The sequence below is a fragment of the Kordia sp. genome (genome assembly GCF_050633145.1).
Classification (GTDB): domain Bacteria; phylum Bacteroidota; class Bacteroidia; order Flavobacteriales; family Flavobacteriaceae; genus Kordia.
The window spans coordinates 1-16,760 of sequence record NZ_JBOEFY010000030.1 but is presented as its reverse complement, the minus strand read 5'-3'; the positions used below and the strand labels follow the sequence as shown (position 1 = coordinate 16,760).

The following is a 16,760-nucleotide window of genomic DNA, read 5'->3' as shown; positions in this document are numbered from 1 at the left end:
AAAATGAAAACGATAAAATTAGCAGTAATCGCGTTACTTTTTATGACTGTGTCTTGTGCAGAGAAGAAAGAGAAAGACGCAGAAAAGAAGGAAGTAAAAACAATTGCTGAAAACGTAGAAAAACCAAAGAAAGTTGTAACGAACGGTTATCAAGTTGGCGATATTGTAAAAGACTTTTCTTTGAAAAATGTAGATGGGAAAATGGTCTCTATGGCCGATTTTAAAGATGCAAAAGGATTCATTCTTACGTTTACATGCAATACCTGTCCATATTCTGTTGCTTATGAAGATAGATTGATTGCTTTAGATAAAAAATATGCAAGCAAAGGATATCCTGTAATTGCTATAAATCCAAACAGTCCAGAAGCAAGACCAGATGATAGTTTTGAAAAAATGCAGGTGCGCGCTAAAGAAAAAGGATTTACATTTCCATATATGTTGGATGAAGGACAAAAAGTGTATCCAGAATTTGGAGCTACAAGAACGCCACACATGTATGTAATTGCAAAAACACCAAAAGGACACCAAGTAAAATATATTGGAGCTATTGATGATAATTACAAAGATGCTTCTTCGGTGACAAAACGCTATATAGAAGATGCAGTTGACGCATTGTTAGCAGGAAAAGAAGTTGAGGTAAAAACAACAAAAGCAATTGGTTGTTCTATTAAAGTGTAATTTAGACTTGTTAGACTAGCTTAGATTTTTAGACTGACCTAGATTCTGCAATCAATTAAAAAATAAAGTCTCTATCATTTATAAAGAGAAATTTGGAAAAAGCATATTATTGATTTAATATGCTTTTTTCAGTTAATAGATTATCTTTATTAAACTTACAATCAAAAAAGGAACAGTATGTCCAAAGAAGCAATTGATATTTTTTTAGCGCAATTTTCAGAACTTACCGAAAATGAGAAAAAAGAATTGGCAACAAAACTTACTACGAAAAGCTTCAATAAAAAAAATGTTGTACAAGAATTAGGTAAAATTCCTACTCACTGTTTTTTTGTGCTTAAAGGTCTTGTTAGAGAATGTAAAATAGTCGATGGAATAGAAAAAACGGTTGAGTTTTATTCTGAATCGCATCCAGCAATACCTTCTGAATGTTATATGAAAAAAATACCTTCAGATACATTTCTTGAATGTGTTGAAGATTCTCTTTTGTTTATTGGTGATCACGATAATGAATCAAAATCAATAGAAGATATTCCTGCTCTAAAAACTATAATGATGCGAATGGCAGAAGAAGAGTGGATTAAAGCTGCTAAAAAACTAGCTACTTTTAAAATTCAATCTCCCGAAAAACGTTACTTAAGCTTCTTGGAAGAAAGGAGTGATTTAAAAAATAGAGTGTCAGGAATTCATATAGCAAATTACTTAGGGATTACTCCTGAATCTTTTAGTAGGATAAAAAAACGACTCATACAAAAAGAAAAAAAACGATAAATATATTGTTTTAAAAAAAAGACTCTAGTCAAATTAATTTCTTAACAAAAGTCAAGGTTTAACGGATAATCACTTTCATATTTTTGCGATAAATTCAATAAAATGAAGACAAAGAATATGAAAGCGGCTATTTGTACAAAATACGGTGATCCTGAAGTGATCCAAATTCAGATGGTTAAAAAGCCTAGCCCTAAAGAAGATGAAGTGTTAGTAAAAGTTGTAGCAACTACTATTAACTCTGGTGATGTAAGTGTCAGAGGACTTAAAGCTAAAGGGTTAAAAAAACTAGCTATGAAATTTATCTTCGGATTTTCAAAACCAAGAAAACCAATTCTTGGAACGGTATTTTCAGGAGTAATTGAACAAGTTGGAAGTAAAACGAAAAATGTTGTTGTTGGAGATGAGGTTTTTGGGGTTACTGGTTTTAAGTTTGGAACTCATGCTGAGTATTTAACTATTTCGAGTGAAAAATTAATACTAAAAAAACCTTCTAATGCAACACACGTTGAAGCTGCTTCAATTGTTTTTGGTGGACAAACTGCAATTTACTTTCTTCATAAAGCTAAAATTCAAAATAAACAACGTAGCAAGGTTTTAATAATTGGGGCAGCAGGTTCTGTTGGATCGGCAGCAATTCAAATTGCACAATATTACGAGTCTGAAATAACAGCGGTTTGTCATTCAAACGATAAAGAATTTATAAAAGATTTTAAAATTGATCATGCCATATTTTACAATCAGGAAGATTTCACAAAGAATAATTCATCATTTGATATCATATTTGATACATCTGGTAAATTTTCTAAAAAACAATGTAAAAGCTTGTTGAAAAACGGTGGAATCTTTAAAACAGTTGGAGGACTAGAATATGCTACAGAGACTATGGAACAACTTATAATGTTAAGAGAATTGTATGAAAAAGGAAGATACAAAGCTATTATCGATAAAGTGTATCCATTCGATAAAATTATAGAGGCACACAGGCATGTAGACTCGGGAAGAAAAAAAGGTAATACAGTAATAGAAATGTGAAAAAAAGCCTAGCAATTCTATCACAAAAGCTAAATAGTTATAAAATATAGAAGCTTAACAAATAAAAAATAAAGGCATGACTATTGCCTGTAAAAAGCCGAAGTAAAGAACTTCGGCTTTTTTTTGAATAATTTCTAATGAAAAGTTTAACTTTGAATATAAAATTACAAACAACACTATTTTAATTAAGCTATGGCAGATTTAACACAACAAGAATGGCAAGAGCAACTTGCAGCTGATGCAAATGCAGTAATTATAGACGTTCGTACACAAGATGAAGTGGACGAAGGACACATTCCGGATGCAAAGCATATTGATATCTTTTTAGGACAAGGATTTATTGATGAAGTAAAAAAATTAGATACTTCTAAGACTTACTATGTATACTGTCGCTCAGGCGGAAGAAGCGCACAAGCATGTGCTGTAATGAACAGCGTAGGTTTTGATAATACGCACAATTTAATGGGCGGATTTTCAGAGTGGCAAGGTGCTAAAACGAGTTAAAGATGATTCAAAATGCAACCTAAAAAACCAACTCTCGTAATTGGAATGCTGTTTTCAATGTTACTTTTTTTTGGATGTACTCCCGTACTCAAGGAAAATACCATTACTGTAACTGAATTTCATGATCTATTAAGCAATCAAGAAGTAATTTTGTTAGATGTACGTACACCAAAAGAAGTTGCACAAGGGAAAATAAAAAGGAATGCGTTGGAAGCAGACTTTTTTGAAGATGATTTTATTGAAAAAATAACTTCGCAACTTCCCAAAGATAAAGACGTGTATGTGTATTGCAGAAGTGGAAAAAGAAGCGGGAAAACAGTCACCAAATTACGAGAGTTGGGATATTCTAAAATCTATAATGTAGAAGGCGGAATCAAAGCTTGGAAAGCGAAAGGCTTCGAAATAGAATAGTGCCAAGCGAATCAAAAATTATACAGTAAACTGAATAGAAATGTACATGTTGAGTGAAGTCGAAATACTACACATTCGCATCAATAACTTTCAATAAGGCACTTGGCTCTGGGCGAACGCGATAATTGTCTGTTTGATTTACATATACTATTTGTTCGTTGGAATCTGTAATAATAATTGTAGGCATTATGGTATGCGATTTAAAACCAAAAGCTTGAAAGCCGAAAGGCAAACCATTCGCATCAAAAATGTTTAATTGTTTTGCAACTTCACCATTTACATCTACTAAAAACTGAAAATCTAAGGGATATTTCTTTGCTAAATTTTCACTAAAACCATGTGGTTGCGAACTTATAAAAACGGTATTAATGTTTCTATCCGCTAATTCTTCATGATGTGTTACCATTTCCTTGATTTGCGCCATGCAAAACGGACACCAATTACCTCTATAAAACATATAAATACTAGGCGTTCCCGCAAATTTTTCTGAAGTAATTTCTTCTTTCGCAGTATTTTCAAACCGTAACAAAGGCAATGTGTTTCCAACTTTTAAAATGGAATTCTTTGCTGCGTTTCGTTTCTGAAAAAACGAATACCAAAGTAAATACAAAATCCAGCCGACTGTCAATATTATATTACTTACTGTACAAGTAATTCTAAAATTGGTTTCTTCTTGAAGGTTTTCAGCAAGTAAACTTAGCACGCAACCTAAAAACACGCAAAATGTATATACGATTAAAATATGGTCTGTTCGGGCTATAGGTTTGATAAAAGCTTTAATAAAAAAGAATGTAATAGTTCCTGCTGTAAGAAGATGTGAAACATGTTGCAATGATATTCCTGTTTGGAATATAAACCAACTACTTTCTATTAGTACAACAAGTGCAAAAACAGGAAAAACAAAAATGAAAATTGACTTAGTTAGGGAGTTCATTCATTTAAAAAGTTCAAGTAACGGTAGGTTATTGAATTAATTGTTCTTTACAATTTATAAAATAAAATGTAAAAAAGTGTATTTTTACACTATTAATCTTACGTAGAATAAGAAATCCTTTTCCCTCATTGAGTTTATTAAGAATTTAATAATTATCAATATGACCGTAAGAGAAGATTTCTTGTATTATTTGTGGAAATTTGGAAAACTACAGCTGCAAAATATACAAACAACTAAAGGCGAACTTGTAGAAATTATAAATTTAGGTACACATAATCATCATGCTGGTCCCGACTTTTTTAATGCGCAATTAAAAATAGGAAATCAAATTTGGGCAGGAAATGTAGAAATGCATGTGAAATCGTCTGATTGGTTTGTACATAACCATGAAAATGATCGAAACTATGACAATGTTATTTTGCATGTTGTTTGGGAACATGATATTGAAATTCACAGAAAAGACAATTCGGTTATTCCTACACTAATTCTCAAACACTATAGTAATTCGGTTGTATTGCAACGTTATAGAGACTTGCTCAATTCGCCTGAAGAGTGGATTTCATGCGGAGCAGATTTCCCTGTGTTGAATAATTTTGAATTTGAAAATTGGCTGGAACGTATTTATATTGAACGATTAGAAACCAAAGCCGATGCAATAGAGCAATTAGTTAAAAAAACGGAATACGATTGGGAAGCAGTTTTATTCAGATTACTTGCCAAAGGTTTTGGACTCAAACTCAATAGTGATGCATTTTTTGAAGCAGCGTGTTCGGTTGATTTTACAATTATTCGAAAACTAAGTGCTAAAAGAGGTTCGTTGGAAGCTTTCTTGTTTGGAATCTTTGGATTGCTTTCGCAAGAAGTAACTCAAGAATCATACTATGACGAATTACAACAAGAGTTCAAGTATCTATGTCATAAATTTCAGCATGTAAAAAAGACAACTGTTCCATTGCAATTCTTTAGAACACGCCCTGCAAACTTCCCTACCATTCGCGCTTCTCAATTGGCAACAGTATATCACCAACAGAGCAATCTGTTTTCAAAAATAGTAGCCACCACTTCGTTAGAACAATTATATGATTTGTTGCAAGTGCCAACGAGTTTATTCTGGGAAACGCATTACACATTTGAGAAATCTTCGCCCAAACGCATTAAAAAAGTATCAAAAAAGTTCATCGATGTACTTTTAATCAATAGTATACTGCCACTAAAATATTGTTATGAAAAATATATAGGCAAGCCGAATGTAGAGAATTTGCTAATGCTATTACAAACAATCACACCTGAAAAAAATGCAATCATTCAAAAATTCAAAGCAAAAGAAATAACTATTGAAAATGCTTTACATACACAGGCATTATTAGAATTAAAGAAGAATTATTGTGACAAACAACAATGTTTGCAATGTGCTATAGGAAATCGTTTGATTGTTAAAAAGATTGAATATTAGTGGATTATACAAGTTTTTTGAAAAGGGGTTGTGAGTTTTAACTCGAAAAAGAATATTTTTTTGTAGTAAAAAACTTAATCATAAAACAGTTTTTTATCATTATTAGCTTGAATAATTGTAGTTCAGCGAAAAGCCTCAATTTTTGTAGTAAAAAGCTTCGTTTCTTTCTATGTTTAGAACATTATTAACCAAAAAAGACCAAAAATCTTCAGTATGAAAACCAAAAAACTTTTATCAATGTTAATTGCATTTACAGTTGTATTTGCAGTATTTACAGCATGTCAGTCTGACCAATCTGACGAACCTTTACAGGAAGAGGGAAAAATAAGTCCTGAAATTTTAGCAAAGCTTGATGCAGCTTATTTTGATACTTCAACAGCGTTTGAAACAAACTTCATGGGAGAAGATGGAGTTGCAGTAGAAGACATGTTTTTTACCTACGCACAAATTGACGAACTGCAGCCAGTAGATCCATTGGCAAAGCATTACCGTACGAGAAACATCGTGGATGCATTACCAAGAGTTATTACGATAAGTGTCGATCCAGATTTAGGAACTATAGGTTCTGATGCGCTCGATGAAACTATTCAAATGTATAATGATCTTAACCTTCGCATTTCTTTTACTAGAGTTACTTTTGGGCTAAGAGGAAGAAACAAAGCGGATATTGAGGTAACAGAATTTTACGAATTAGAGTCTGGCGGATTTATCACTTTAGGAAGAGCAGCAGGTTTTCCGTCACGTAGAGGTGATCCAGCAAAAGGATTTGGAATTAACAGTCGTTGGTTTGAATTATCAATTGCACCTAATGTAAGCGAATTGGCAGGAACAATGGTACATGAAATAGGTCATTGTATAGGTCTTCGTCATACAGATTACCAAACACGCGAAAGTTGTGGGGTAAATATAAATGAAGGTAGCGCTGGTGTTGGAGCAATCCATATTGCTGGAACACCAACAGATTCAGACTTTTCATCGATTATGCAATCATGCGGACCAGCAATTGATTTCAACAATAATGACATTACAGCATTGGAAGCACTTTATTAGAAATAATAATGATTATAAAAATCAAAAAGTCACTACTTAGTAGTGGCTTTTTTTGCTAAAAACTTTATCTTGCAAGACCATTAAAAAAATAAAGATGAAGTTTATATACAAACTGCGTTATTTTTTTGAAAAACACGGCTTCGGAGCATTGTCTCGTTTAGCAGAACGCTTAGGAATGCGTGCTAAAAATGTACGCTTATTCTTCATTTACGTAACATTTGCAACTTTGGGGGTTAGTTTTGCATTATATCTTACCCTAGCTTTTATATTAAGATTAAAAGACTTAATTTACACCAAACGAACTTCTGTATTTGACTTATAATATATGTTTAGATTCTTTCGGTCAAAATTTTATATTGCCTTAACGCTACTACTCCTAGTCTTACTTATTGGAGTTATAGGATTTATGTCCATATCAGGAAGTAACTGGATTGATGCTATATACATGACTGTCATAACCATTACTACGGTTGGCTTTAAAGAGGCAGTTGTTTTAGACGATCAAGGGAAATTATTTACGGTATTTCTAATCATTATTAGTGTCTTTGTCTTTGCGTATGCCATTTCTGTAATTACCGAATATATATTAAGTAGAAGTACGCTAAGAAGAATAATACAACGCAAGACCTTAAAAAAAATCAGACGCATGGAAAATCATATCATTATTTGTGGATTTGGACGCAATGGAAAACAAGCTGCTGAAAAATTACAGACACACAATCAAGAATTTGTAATTATAGAAAAAAACAGAAGTGTTATTGAACGATATGAAAACTTAGAGGTATCCTTTGTAGAAGGAAATGCTAGTGAAGATGAGGTGTTGGAAAAAGCTGGAATTCACAATGCAAAATGTTTAATTACGGCGCTTCCAAGTGATGCAGACAACTTATTTGTAGTACTTTCGGCTAGACAAATAAATGGAAAATTGCTTATTATTAGTAGGGCTTCAGAAGAATCTTCATATAAAAAATTAAAACTAGCTGGAGCTGATAATGTAATTATGCCCGATAAAATTGGCGGTGAGCACATGGCTTCGCTTGTTGTAGTTCCAGATTTAGTTGAATTTATAGACAATCTTTCCATCAGTGGGAAAAATACAACCAATGTAGAAGAAATACGTACAGAAGATATAACACCTTCTGGTAAAGAGATTTCACTCAAAGAATTAGACCTACGAAAAGAAACGGGATGTACTGTTATTGGTTATAAAACCCCAGATGGTGAATATATCATTAATCCTGGAGCCGATTTAAAATTAGCCAAAGAATCCAAAATAATCGTCTTAGGTCGCCCAGAGCAAATTGAATTATTAAAACGAAAATACAATCTTTAAAAACGGTTGATAAGCCTATTTAACAAGTGAAAACTTGATTAAGCAATTTTTTTTTAGCATCTTGCTACCTTTAAATTACCCAAAAACAAATATTAACTAACTGAAACAATACCATGAAGAAATATCTTCTTTCATTATTTGCAATTCTATTGCCACTACTAACATTTGCACAGGATGCAGCCGAAAAAGGTCTCGATAAACAAATCGATGAAGCTTTTGGAAGTGCTACAGGCTGGTTTGTGAATTTTATCTTTTATCAAATTCCTTTTACGGATGATATCAAAGTATTTTGGGTATTATTTCCGTTAATTTTAGGAGCACTTTATTTCACTGTATATTTCAAATTTATCAATTTTAGAGGTTTTTTAACTTCTATAAATATTGTTCGAGGGAAGTATGACGATGTAGATCATCATGAATCTATGGTGGCTGCAGGAGATTCAACACCAGGAGGTGATAATATTGAAACAATTGCAATTGAAGGACATGAAGGAGAAGTTTCGCACTTCCAAGCCTTAACAGCAGCGTTATCAGCAACAGTTGGTTTAGGAAACATTGCAGGAGTTGCTATTGCAGTATCTATTGGTGGTGCAGGAGCAACATTTTGGATGATTATAGCTGGTTTCTTGGGAATGGCATCAAAATTTGTAGAATGTACGCTTGGTGTAAAATATAGAGACATTGGAGAAGATGGAACCGTATATGGTGGACCAATGTATTACTTGACAAAAGGACTAAAAGCAAAAGGACTAGCCGGACTAGGAAAAGTATTAGCCGTATTATTTGCCATATTCGTAATTGGAGGTTCATTTGGAGGTGGAAACATGTTCCAAGTTAATCAAGCAGCACAATTATTTGAACACATGACTGGAGGAGAGGAATCTTTTATTCATGGTTATAGATGGGTATTTGGTCTTGTAATGGCTATTTTAGTTGGTATTGTTATTATTGGAGGAATTAAGAAAATAGCGAAAGTAACAGACAAAATTGTTCCTTTTATGGTAGTGATTTATGTCGCAGCTTCTTTATTCGTAATTTTTGCGAATGTAGGTATGGTAGGAGATGCGTTTGTTCAAATATTTGATGGTGCATTTAGTCCTGAAGGAGTTGCTGGTGGAGCTATTGGTGTATTAATTCAAGGATTTAGACGTGCAGCATTTTCGAATGAAGCAGGTATCGGTTCTTCATCAATTGCACATTCAGCAGTAAAAACAAAATATGCAGCAAGTGAAGGAATGGTGGCTTTATTAGAGCCATTTATTGATACAGTTGTAGTATGTACAATGACAGCATTGGTATTAATTATTACTGGTAATGTAACAGCAGCAAATGCAGGTTTAGATGATGCAGGGGCTATTTTATTAACTTCTGGAGCATTTGAAAGTGCAATCAGTTGGTTCCCTTATGTATTAACAATTGCAGTTGTATTATTTGCTTTTAGCACCATGATATCTTGGTCTTATTATGGATACCAAGGTTGGGCATACCTATTTGGAAGAACTAAAAAAATGGAATATGCATATAAAGTATTATTCTGTTTATTTGTTATAGTTGGAGCTGCAATTAGTTTAGGTTCTGTAATTGGATTCTCAGATGCAATGATTTTCGCAATGATGGTTCCAAACATGATCGGATTGGTATTACTAGCGCCAAGAGTAAGAGAAGAACTTTCAAGATATATGAAAGCTATCAAAAAATAATCTATAGATTATCGTAGAATAATAAACACCCAAAATACTCATGTGACGATCACTTAAAACATCGAACACATGAAAAATATAAAATCTCACTTCACGTTTCTCAAAGCAGAACGAAGTGGGATTTTGTGTATTATAGCCCTAATCTTTATAGTGCAAGGAATCTACTTTTACACAAATCCCACAAAAACAGCTACAAAACTATTTTCAGATGCAAAAGTTGTAGCGTATCAACAGCATATTGATTCGTTAAAATTACTTGCACTAAACACGAAGCCAAAACGCTATCCGTTCAATCCAAACTTTATCACCGATTACAAAGGGTTTACTTTAGGTATGTCTACAGAAGAAATAGATAGGCTACACGAATTTAGAGCCACAAATAAATATGTAAACTCAGCAAAGGAGTTTCAAACAATAACAAAGGTTTCTGATTCGCTACTAAACGAAATCAAACCCTATTTCAAATTCCCCGAATGGGTAAAACGTAAAAAACAGAAAGCAACTTATACTAATAAAAAGTACCTTGAAAAAGAAGGAGTTGTTCTGAAAAAGAGCGACATTAATAAAGCTAGCATAGAAGAACTTAGAAAAGTATACGGCATTGGTGAAAAACTCTCTGCGCGAATTGTAAAATACCGAACAAGATTGGGCGGATTTACAACAGAATCACAATTAGAAAAAGTATATGGTTTAAAACCAGAGGTAATCCAGAAAGTTTGGAAGCGTTTTTATATAGGAGAAATAACGATTTCTAAAATAGATATTAATAAAGCTAGCATAGAAGAACTTAGAAAAGTATATGGTATTGGTGAAAAACTCTCTGCACGAATTGTAAAATATAGAACAAAATTAGGTGGATTTGTGACGGAATCACAAATAGACGATGTATACGGACTCAAGCCAGAAGTCATTGAAAAACTATGGAAACGTTTTTATTTAGAAAAACCAACTATTGCAAAAATAAATCTGAACACCTGTACTTTGGAGGAGTTACTGAAAATACCATATATAAATTATGAGGTAGCAGATGAAATTATGAATCAACGAACACTTCGTGAAGGATTTAAAAATTTTGAAGAATTGACAAAAATTCGAAACTTTCCAGCGGATAAAATAGAGATAATTGAAGTATATTTGCATATTCAATAAAAAAACTAAAAAAATTGCCATATATGGAAAGCATGTACTTTAATGAAGAACACCATCTTTTTAGAGAAAGTTTACGAGATTTTTTAAAGAAAGAAGTTGTTCCACACATTGAAAAGTGGGAAAAAACAGGAACCATAGAACGCTTTATTTGGGAGAAGTTTGGTGAAATGGGATTCTTTGGAATTGCTTATCCAGAAGCTTATGGCGGAATGGACTTAGATCTTTTCTATACAGTAATACTTTTAGAAGAACTACAACGTATCAATTCTGGTGGATTTGCAGCAGCTATATGGGCACACGCATATTTAGCAATGACACACATAAATAAAGAAGGAAATCACGATATAAAAGAACGTTACTTAACGCCAAGTATCACAGGTGAAAAAATTGGTTGTTTATGTATAACAGAACCTTTTGGAGGATCGGATGTAGCAGGAATGCGTACTACGGCAGTTAAAAAAGGAGACAAGTACATTATAAATGGTTCAAAAACATTCATTACAAATGGTGTGTATAGTGACTATTTAGTAGTAGCTGCAAAAACAAATCCTGAACTTGGAAACAAAGGAATTAGCATTTTTGTGTTAGATCGTGACATGCCAGGGATTTCAGCAACTAAATTAGACAAACTAGGTTGGAAAGCTTCTGATACTGGCGAAATTGCATTTGACAATGTTGAGGTGCCTGTAGCAAACTTAATGGGAGAGGAAAACATGGGATTCCCTTACATTATGCAGCATTTTGCATTAGAAAGACTCATTATGGGAATCAATGCACATGCTAGAGCAGAATACGCGATTGAATATGCTATACAATACATGTCAGAACGTCAAGCATTTGGTAGAACAATCGACAAATTTCAAGCATTACGCCACACAATTTCAGACTTGGCAGCAGAACTTGAAGTTTGTAAAACCTATAACTATACTGTAGCCTACAGATTAAATAAAAAAGAATATGTAGTAAAAGAAGCTACAATATCTAAATTGCAATCGACTAAAATGGCAGATACTGTTGTGTACCAATGTTTGCAAATGCTAGGTGGATATGGTTATATGGAAGAATACCCAATGGCACGTTTACTTCGTGATAGCCGCTTAGGACCTATCGGTGGCGGAACGTCTGAAATCTTAAGAGAGATTATCGCTAAAATGATTATTGACGGAAAGGACTATAAGCCTGCAACATAGTTAGTTTAAAATCATTTTGCGAAAATTTCAAAAAAAGATTATCGCCAAAATGATTATTGACGGAAAAGACTATAAGCCTGCAACATAGTTAGTTTAAAATCATTTTGCGAAAATTTCAAAAAAAGATTATCGCCAAAATGATTATTGACGGAAAGGACTATAAGCCTGCAACATAAGAGACACTCATGAAAAGCTACACGTCACTTCGAGTGATTTTTTGCACATTGAGCGGAGTCGAAATGAAAGAAAATAGTATCGAGAAGTACTTCGGAAAACAAATCGTAAAATCAAAAGATCACTATAACAAGTGATCTTTTTTTATGGGTTAAAGTGAAGCCCAATACTTACGGTAAAACCATATAAATAAAAAACTTATCAACACGAAAACGTTTGCGTTAAATAGATGATTATAACATGCTGAAATAAATATTTACATTGAAAAAGAATACTAATATTTATAACCAAACCAGACATGAAAAAAAATCAAATTTTCTACTTCTTGTTGATTAGTTTATGTATCATAAGCTGTTCAAAAGACGAAATTGCTTCAGAAAATGAACAAAGCAAAGAACCTACAAAACAAACTATCACGGCAAAAAATAGATCCAATCTAAAACCAATTGGTTCAGGTGTTATGATGCAAGCATTCTATTGGGATGTGCCAGCAGGTGGAACGTGGTGGAATGTTGTAAAAGGAAAAGTAGCCGATTGGAGCAATGCAGGGATCGACGCAATTTGGCTTCCGCCAGCTTCCAAAGCACAAAACGGACCTTTCTCCATGGGATACGATCCATTTGACTACTTTGACTTTGGAGAATACAATCAAATGGGAAGTATAGAAACACGTTTTGGTTCTACAGCCGAATTGCAAAGTCTTATAAATACAGCACACAACAATCGATTAAGTGTCATTGCAGATATCGTCTTAAATCACAACAGTGGAGGAGATAGTGAGTACAATCCATTCAAAGGAACAAACACGTATACAGATTATCAACCGATGTCTGGAATGTTCAACAGAACCTACTATGACTTTCATCCAAATGATTATCATGCCAATGACGAAGGTGTATTTGGCGGGTTTGCAGACTTATGTCATCACAAAACCTATGTGCAAGATTGGCTCTGGAACAATTCAAACTCAGTCGCAAAATACTATAAAAATGTAGTAGGGTTTGATGGTTGGCGTTTCGACTATGTAAAAGGATTTGCACCGTGGGTTGTAAAAGACTTCAAAAATGCTGCTGGCGGATTCTCTGTAGGAGAATATTGGGATGGAAATGCAGCAACACTCGATTGGTGGGCTGGACAAGCGGAATCAAGTGCGTTCGACTTTGCTTGCTATTACAGAATGCGAGATGCTTTTCAAGGAAACAATCTAAACAGACTCAATGATGATATGTTATGGAAGCGTAACGCATCAAAAGCGGTCACCTTTGTAGCAAACCATGATACAGATGAAATTATCAACAACAAAATTCTCGCGTATGCGTACATACTAACGCATGAAGGCTATCCAACACTCTTTTACCGCGACTATGAAGAATGGTTAAACAAAGAGCGCTTAAACAATCTAATATGGATTCACAACAACCTTGCTAGCGGAAACACATCAATCCTATATACAGACAACGACGAATATGTTGCTAGGAGAAATGGATACAATGCCGCAGGTTTAGTTGTGTATATCAACAACTCTAACAACTGGCAAGAGCGTTGGGTAGAAACCAATTGGTCTAATACGCGCATCAAAGACTATACAGGGCATTCCAATTGGGAGCCTGTAACACAAGGAGGAAAATGGGTTAAAATTCAAGCACCACCAAAAAGTTATACCGTTTGGTCTGTAAAATAAATGATGCGGGTTTTGGGTGTTAGGAATTAGTTAGTTTATCAACAATCAATAAATAAACCTACCCACAACAATAAGTAAACAAATTCACAAATGGACGAATGAACAAAAGAGCAATAATGGCATTCCGCAGAAAATGCGGCCGCGCTTTCGGCTATATCTCACGAGAAAATCGTGAGGATGCCGCCTCTATCGCTAATGCAAAATAAATACATAAACTATTTGAAATTAAAAAATAGTCTGTATATTTGCACCCACAAAATCTAAAAGAGAGGAGGTTAAGTACTATGTTAATTATACCAGTAAAAGAAGGAGAAAATATAGACAGAGCGCTGAAACGTTTCAAAAGAAAATTTGATCGTACAGGGGGAATGCGTCAGTTAAGAGCTAGAAAGCATTTCACAAAGCCGTCAGTAGCTCGTAGAGCGCAAATACAAAAAGCGCAATACATACAGCACCTTAGAGATCAAGAAGAAATTTAAGATGCTCTCACAAAACTTAAAAAGGTTTCCATAACGGAAACCTTTTTTTATACCTATAATTTAAATCATAGCATTTAGTTTAGTAACTTTAAATCAACAATCAAAAAAATGTAAAGTTTAAAAGTTTACACTTTGATTTAAAAATTGTATAAACAACTTAACAAACAACAAACAACAAACAACAACAACAAATGCCCTTCACCTCTTTTATAGAATATCTAAAACTTGAAAAGAACTATTCAGTACATACGATAACAGCGTATGAAAACGATTTGTGTTCTTTTTCAGATTTCTGTAAAGAAGAATATGAAGATGACGATATAACAAACATACACTATGTGCAAATTCGAAATTGGATAGTTTCTTTGGTGGAAAGTGGTTTGCAAAACGCGACGATCAATCGAAAAATATCATCGCTTAAAACGTTTTATAAGTACTTACTCAAAACAAAACAAATAGAAATCAATCCGTTAGTAAAACATAAAGCTTTAAAAACAGCTAAAAAAGTACAAGTACCATTCTCAGAAAAGGAAATGGAAACGGTATTGGTTGATATAAGCTTTACAAATGATTATGAGGGAGTAAGAAATAAAACAATTATTGAAATGTTTTATGCTACAGGAATGCGAAAAGCAGAACTAATCAATCTAAAACTATCAGATATAGATTACGCTGCAAAAACAATTCGAATACTAGGTAAAAGAAACAAAGAGCGCATTGTTCCATTATTAGGTAAGCTAGAAAATCAATTAAAAGAATATGATTCATATAGGAAACCAGTTGATGTGCATCAAAAAGAAGAATTATTTTTAACTGGAAAAGGAAATAAAATCTATCCGAATCTTGTATATCGTTTAATAAATGATTATTTTAGTATAGCATCTACGAAAGTAAAAAAGAGTCCGCATATTCTGAGACATACCTTTGCGACTCACTTATTAAATCAAGGTGCAGACTTAAATGCTGTAAAAGAATTACTTGGCCATGCTAGCCTCGCTTCAACACAAGTATATACACATAACAGTTTAGCTGAACTTAAAAATGTATATGCCAAAGCGCATCCTAGAAACAAAAAGTAATCTTTTAAACAAACAGCAAAAACCTAAAATATAACCTATAAAAATGCCGCGTATGAAAGTAAACATGCAGTCCGTAAACTTTACGGTAGATCGTAAGTTAGTAGATTTCATTCAAAGAAAAATGGATAAACTAGAAACATACTATGATAAAATCATAGATGCTGATGTCTATTTGAAGGTAGAAAACACAAGTGCGAAAGAAAATAAAATTGCAGATGTGAGAGTGAATATCCCTGGAGATGATTTAATGGTAAAAAAACAATGCAGAAGCTTTGAAGAAGCCATAGATGAAGCTACAAATACATTACAAAGAGCGCTACTAAAAAGAAAAGAAAAAGTACGAACGCATTGATGAGTAAAAAAAAATTAAAAATAGTTTTGATTAAATAAAATAATCTATACATTTGCAGTCCGTTAGAAATAGCGGGCTTTTTTTATGAGCAAAAGCCGATGTAGCTCAGCTGGCTAGAGCAGCTGATTTGTAATCAGCAGGTCGTGGGTTCGAGTCCCTCCATCGGCTCAAAAAGTAAATAAAAAAAGAAGAGTGAGCTTCTGGCTTATAGCTAAGAAATTTGAAATATTGATAATTTATTGGGGAGATACTCAAGCGGCCAACGAGGGCAGACTGTAAATCTGCTGACTACGTCTTCGCAGGTTCGAATCCTGCTCTCCCCACTAAATAAAAAGCGAAAGTAGCTCAGTTGGTAGAGCGTCAGCCTTCCAAGCTGAATGTCGCCGGTTCGAACCCGGTCTTTCGCTCTATATATTTCTTGCCGGTGTAGCTCAGGGGTAGAGCGTTTCCTTGGTAAGGAAGAGGCCACGGGTTCAAATCCCGTCATTGGCTCATAGAATGTATAAATTGAACACTAATATATAACTAAGATTAAAAAATTATTAAATCATGGCAAAGGAAACTTTTGATCGTTCCAAACCGCACTTAAATATTGGTACTATTGGACACGTAGATCACGGTAAAACTACTTTAACAGCTGCTATTACTAAAGTATTAGCTGATGCTGGTCTTTCTGAGGCAAGAGATTTCGATACTATCGATAACGCTCCTGAGGAAAAAGAAAGAGGTATTACAATTAATACTTCTCACGTAGAGTACCAAACTGCAAATCGTCACTATGCACACGTTGACT

At 33.7% G+C, this 16,760-nt stretch carries 18 protein-coding genes and 4 tRNA genes; 21 read left to right on the top strand and 1 reads right to left on the bottom strand.

Annotated features, from left to right (window positions below):
• The first annotated feature begins 3 nt into the window (after positions 1-3).
• The 5 genes from ACRBBL_RS15885 to ACRBBL_RS15865 all read left to right on the top strand — a co-directional run bounded on the left by ACRBBL_RS15885 (position 4) and on the right by ACRBBL_RS15865 (position 3,393).
• On the top strand, positions 4-678 hold the full coding sequence (locus tag ACRBBL_RS15885) for a thioredoxin family protein (protein ID WP_431370054.1): 675 nt from the start codon (positions 4-6) through the stop codon (positions 676-678).
• Between the two features lie 177 nt (positions 679-855).
• Complete coding sequence (locus tag ACRBBL_RS15880; protein ID WP_431370053.1) at positions 856-1,446, top strand: Crp/Fnr family transcriptional regulator; 591 nt, start codon at positions 856-858, stop codon at positions 1,444-1,446.
• Between the two features lie 102 nt (positions 1,447-1,548).
• Positions 1,549-2,478 carry an NAD(P)-dependent alcohol dehydrogenase gene (locus tag ACRBBL_RS15875; protein WP_431370052.1) on the top strand — a complete coding sequence of 310 codons (930 nt, stop codon included), beginning with the start codon at positions 1,549-1,551 and terminating at the stop codon, positions 2,476-2,478.
• A gap of 192 nt (positions 2,479-2,670) precedes the next feature.
• Complete coding sequence (locus ACRBBL_RS15870) at positions 2,671-2,982, top strand: rhodanese-like domain-containing protein (protein WP_431370051.1); 312 nt, start codon at positions 2,671-2,673, stop codon at positions 2,980-2,982.
• 12 nt (positions 2,983-2,994) lie between these two features.
• On the top strand, positions 2,995-3,393 hold the full coding sequence (locus ACRBBL_RS15865) for a rhodanese-like domain-containing protein (protein WP_431370050.1): 399 nt from the start codon (positions 2,995-2,997) through the stop codon (positions 3,391-3,393).
• A gap of 67 nt (positions 3,394-3,460) precedes the next feature.
• Here the strand turns inward: ACRBBL_RS15865 and ACRBBL_RS15860 are convergent, their stop codons facing one another.
• Entirely contained in the window at positions 3,461-4,327 is an 867-nt protein-coding gene (locus ACRBBL_RS15860; RefSeq protein WP_431370049.1) for a peroxiredoxin family protein, read from the bottom strand.
• A gap of 160 nt (positions 4,328-4,487) precedes the next feature.
• Between ACRBBL_RS15860 and ACRBBL_RS15855 the strand changes: the two genes are divergently transcribed.
• The 16 genes from ACRBBL_RS15855 to ACRBBL_RS15780 all read left to right on the top strand — a co-directional run.
• A complete protein-coding gene (locus ACRBBL_RS15855) occupies positions 4,488-5,780 on the top strand; it encodes a DUF2851 family protein (RefSeq protein WP_431370048.1) in 1,293 nt (430 codons plus the stop codon).
• 213 nt (positions 5,781-5,993) lie between these two features.
• Positions 5,994-6,830 carry a M57 family metalloprotease gene (locus tag ACRBBL_RS15850; RefSeq protein WP_431370047.1) on the top strand — a complete coding sequence of 279 codons (837 nt, stop codon included), beginning with the start codon at positions 5,994-5,996 and terminating at the stop codon, positions 6,828-6,830.
• Between the two features lie 94 nt (positions 6,831-6,924).
• Positions 6,925-7,152: a PspC domain-containing protein gene (locus ACRBBL_RS15845; RefSeq protein WP_405299403.1), complete on the top strand. Its 228-nt coding sequence runs from the start codon at positions 6,925-6,927 to the stop codon at positions 7,150-7,152.
• 3 nt (positions 7,153-7,155) lie between these two features.
• Entirely contained in the window at positions 7,156-8,163 is a 1,008-nt protein-coding gene (locus ACRBBL_RS15840) for a potassium channel family protein (RefSeq protein ID WP_431370046.1), read from the top strand.
• Between the two features lie 113 nt (positions 8,164-8,276).
• Positions 8,277-9,863, top strand: coding sequence for an alanine/glycine:cation symporter family protein (locus tag ACRBBL_RS15835; protein ID WP_431370045.1), 1,587 nt, complete (start codon positions 8,277-8,279; stop codon positions 9,861-9,863).
• Positions 9,864-9,932: 69 nt separating this feature from the next.
• On the top strand, positions 9,933-11,012 hold the full coding sequence (locus tag ACRBBL_RS15830; RefSeq protein ID WP_431370044.1) for a ComEA family DNA-binding protein: 1,080 nt from the start codon (positions 9,933-9,935) through the stop codon (positions 11,010-11,012).
• A 23-nt stretch (positions 11,013-11,035) separates the two neighbouring features.
• Positions 11,036-12,202 (top strand): acyl-CoA dehydrogenase family protein, encoded by a 1,167-nt coding sequence (locus ACRBBL_RS15825; RefSeq protein WP_431370043.1) that lies wholly within the window; start codon positions 11,036-11,038, stop codon positions 12,200-12,202.
• Between the two features lie 472 nt (positions 12,203-12,674).
• Positions 12,675-14,057 (top strand): alpha-amylase, encoded by a 1,383-nt coding sequence (locus tag ACRBBL_RS15820; RefSeq protein ID WP_431370042.1) that lies wholly within the window; start codon positions 12,675-12,677, stop codon positions 14,055-14,057.
• Between the two features lie 284 nt (positions 14,058-14,341).
• Positions 14,342-14,536 (top strand): 30S ribosomal protein S21, encoded by a 195-nt coding sequence (rpsU, locus tag ACRBBL_RS15815; protein ID WP_046758270.1) that lies wholly within the window; start codon positions 14,342-14,344, stop codon positions 14,534-14,536.
• A gap of 191 nt (positions 14,537-14,727) precedes the next feature.
• Positions 14,728-15,615 (top strand): tyrosine-type recombinase/integrase, encoded by an 888-nt coding sequence (locus tag ACRBBL_RS15810; protein ID WP_431370041.1) that lies wholly within the window; start codon positions 14,728-14,730, stop codon positions 15,613-15,615.
• A 52-nt stretch (positions 15,616-15,667) separates the two neighbouring features.
• A complete protein-coding gene (gene hpf / locus ACRBBL_RS15805) occupies positions 15,668-15,967 on the top strand; it encodes a ribosome hibernation-promoting factor, HPF/YfiA family (RefSeq protein WP_431370040.1) in 300 nt (99 codons plus the stop codon).
• A gap of 94 nt (positions 15,968-16,061) precedes the next feature.
• Positions 16,062-16,135 (top strand) — tRNA-Thr (locus ACRBBL_RS15800).
• A gap of 73 nt (positions 16,136-16,208) precedes the next feature.
• A tRNA-Tyr gene (locus tag ACRBBL_RS15795) sits at positions 16,209-16,290 on the top strand.
• Positions 16,291-16,301: 11 nt separating this feature from the next.
• A tRNA-Gly gene (locus ACRBBL_RS15790) sits at positions 16,302-16,374 on the top strand.
• A gap of 13 nt (positions 16,375-16,387) precedes the next feature.
• A tRNA-Thr gene (locus tag ACRBBL_RS15785) sits at positions 16,388-16,459 on the top strand.
• A 57-nt stretch (positions 16,460-16,516) separates the two neighbouring features.
• Positions 16,517-16,760 (top strand): GTP-binding protein (locus ACRBBL_RS15780; RefSeq protein ID WP_431370039.1); only part of this gene is annotated, 244 nt, incomplete at its 3' end.

Coding starts and splice junctions, on each gene's coding strand:
- ACRBBL_RS15835 (WP_431370045.1), top strand. CDS start 8,277: ATGAAGAAATATCTTCTTTCATTATTTGCAATTCTATTGCCACTACTA.
- ACRBBL_RS15865 (WP_431370050.1), top strand. CDS start 2,995: ATGCAACCTAAAAAACCAACTCTCGTAATTGGAATGCTGTTTTCAATG.
- ACRBBL_RS15840 (WP_431370046.1), top strand. CDS start 7,156: ATGTTTAGATTCTTTCGGTCAAAATTTTATATTGCCTTAACGCTACTA.
- ACRBBL_RS15850 (WP_431370047.1), top strand. CDS start 5,994: ATGAAAACCAAAAAACTTTTATCAATGTTAATTGCATTTACAGTTGTA.
- ACRBBL_RS15810 (WP_431370041.1), top strand. CDS start 14,728: ATGCCCTTCACCTCTTTTATAGAATATCTAAAACTTGAAAAGAACTAT.
- hpf (WP_431370040.1), top strand. CDS start 15,668: ATGAAAGTAAACATGCAGTCCGTAAACTTTACGGTAGATCGTAAGTTA.
- ACRBBL_RS15870 (WP_431370051.1), top strand. CDS start 2,671: ATGGCAGATTTAACACAACAAGAATGGCAAGAGCAACTTGCAGCTGAT.
- ACRBBL_RS15880 (WP_431370053.1), top strand. CDS start 856: ATGTCCAAAGAAGCAATTGATATTTTTTTAGCGCAATTTTCAGAACTT.
- ACRBBL_RS15875 (WP_431370052.1), top strand. CDS start 1,549: ATGAAGACAAAGAATATGAAAGCGGCTATTTGTACAAAATACGGTGAT.
- ACRBBL_RS15820 (WP_431370042.1), top strand. CDS start 12,675: ATGAAAAAAAATCAAATTTTCTACTTCTTGTTGATTAGTTTATGTATC.
- ACRBBL_RS15885 (WP_431370054.1), top strand. CDS start 4: ATGAAAACGATAAAATTAGCAGTAATCGCGTTACTTTTTATGACTGTG.
- ACRBBL_RS15830 (WP_431370044.1), top strand. CDS start 9,933: ATGAAAAATATAAAATCTCACTTCACGTTTCTCAAAGCAGAACGAAGT.
- ACRBBL_RS15860 (WP_431370049.1), bottom strand. CDS start 4,327: ATGAACTCCCTAACTAAGTCAATTTTCATTTTTGTTTTTCCTGTTTTT.
- ACRBBL_RS15825 (WP_431370043.1), top strand. CDS start 11,036: ATGGAAAGCATGTACTTTAATGAAGAACACCATCTTTTTAGAGAAAGT.
- ACRBBL_RS15855 (WP_431370048.1), top strand. CDS start 4,488: ATGACCGTAAGAGAAGATTTCTTGTATTATTTGTGGAAATTTGGAAAA.
- ACRBBL_RS15845 (WP_405299403.1), top strand. CDS start 6,925: ATGAAGTTTATATACAAACTGCGTTATTTTTTTGAAAAACACGGCTTC.
- rpsU (WP_046758270.1), top strand. CDS start 14,342: ATGTTAATTATACCAGTAAAAGAAGGAGAAAATATAGACAGAGCGCTG.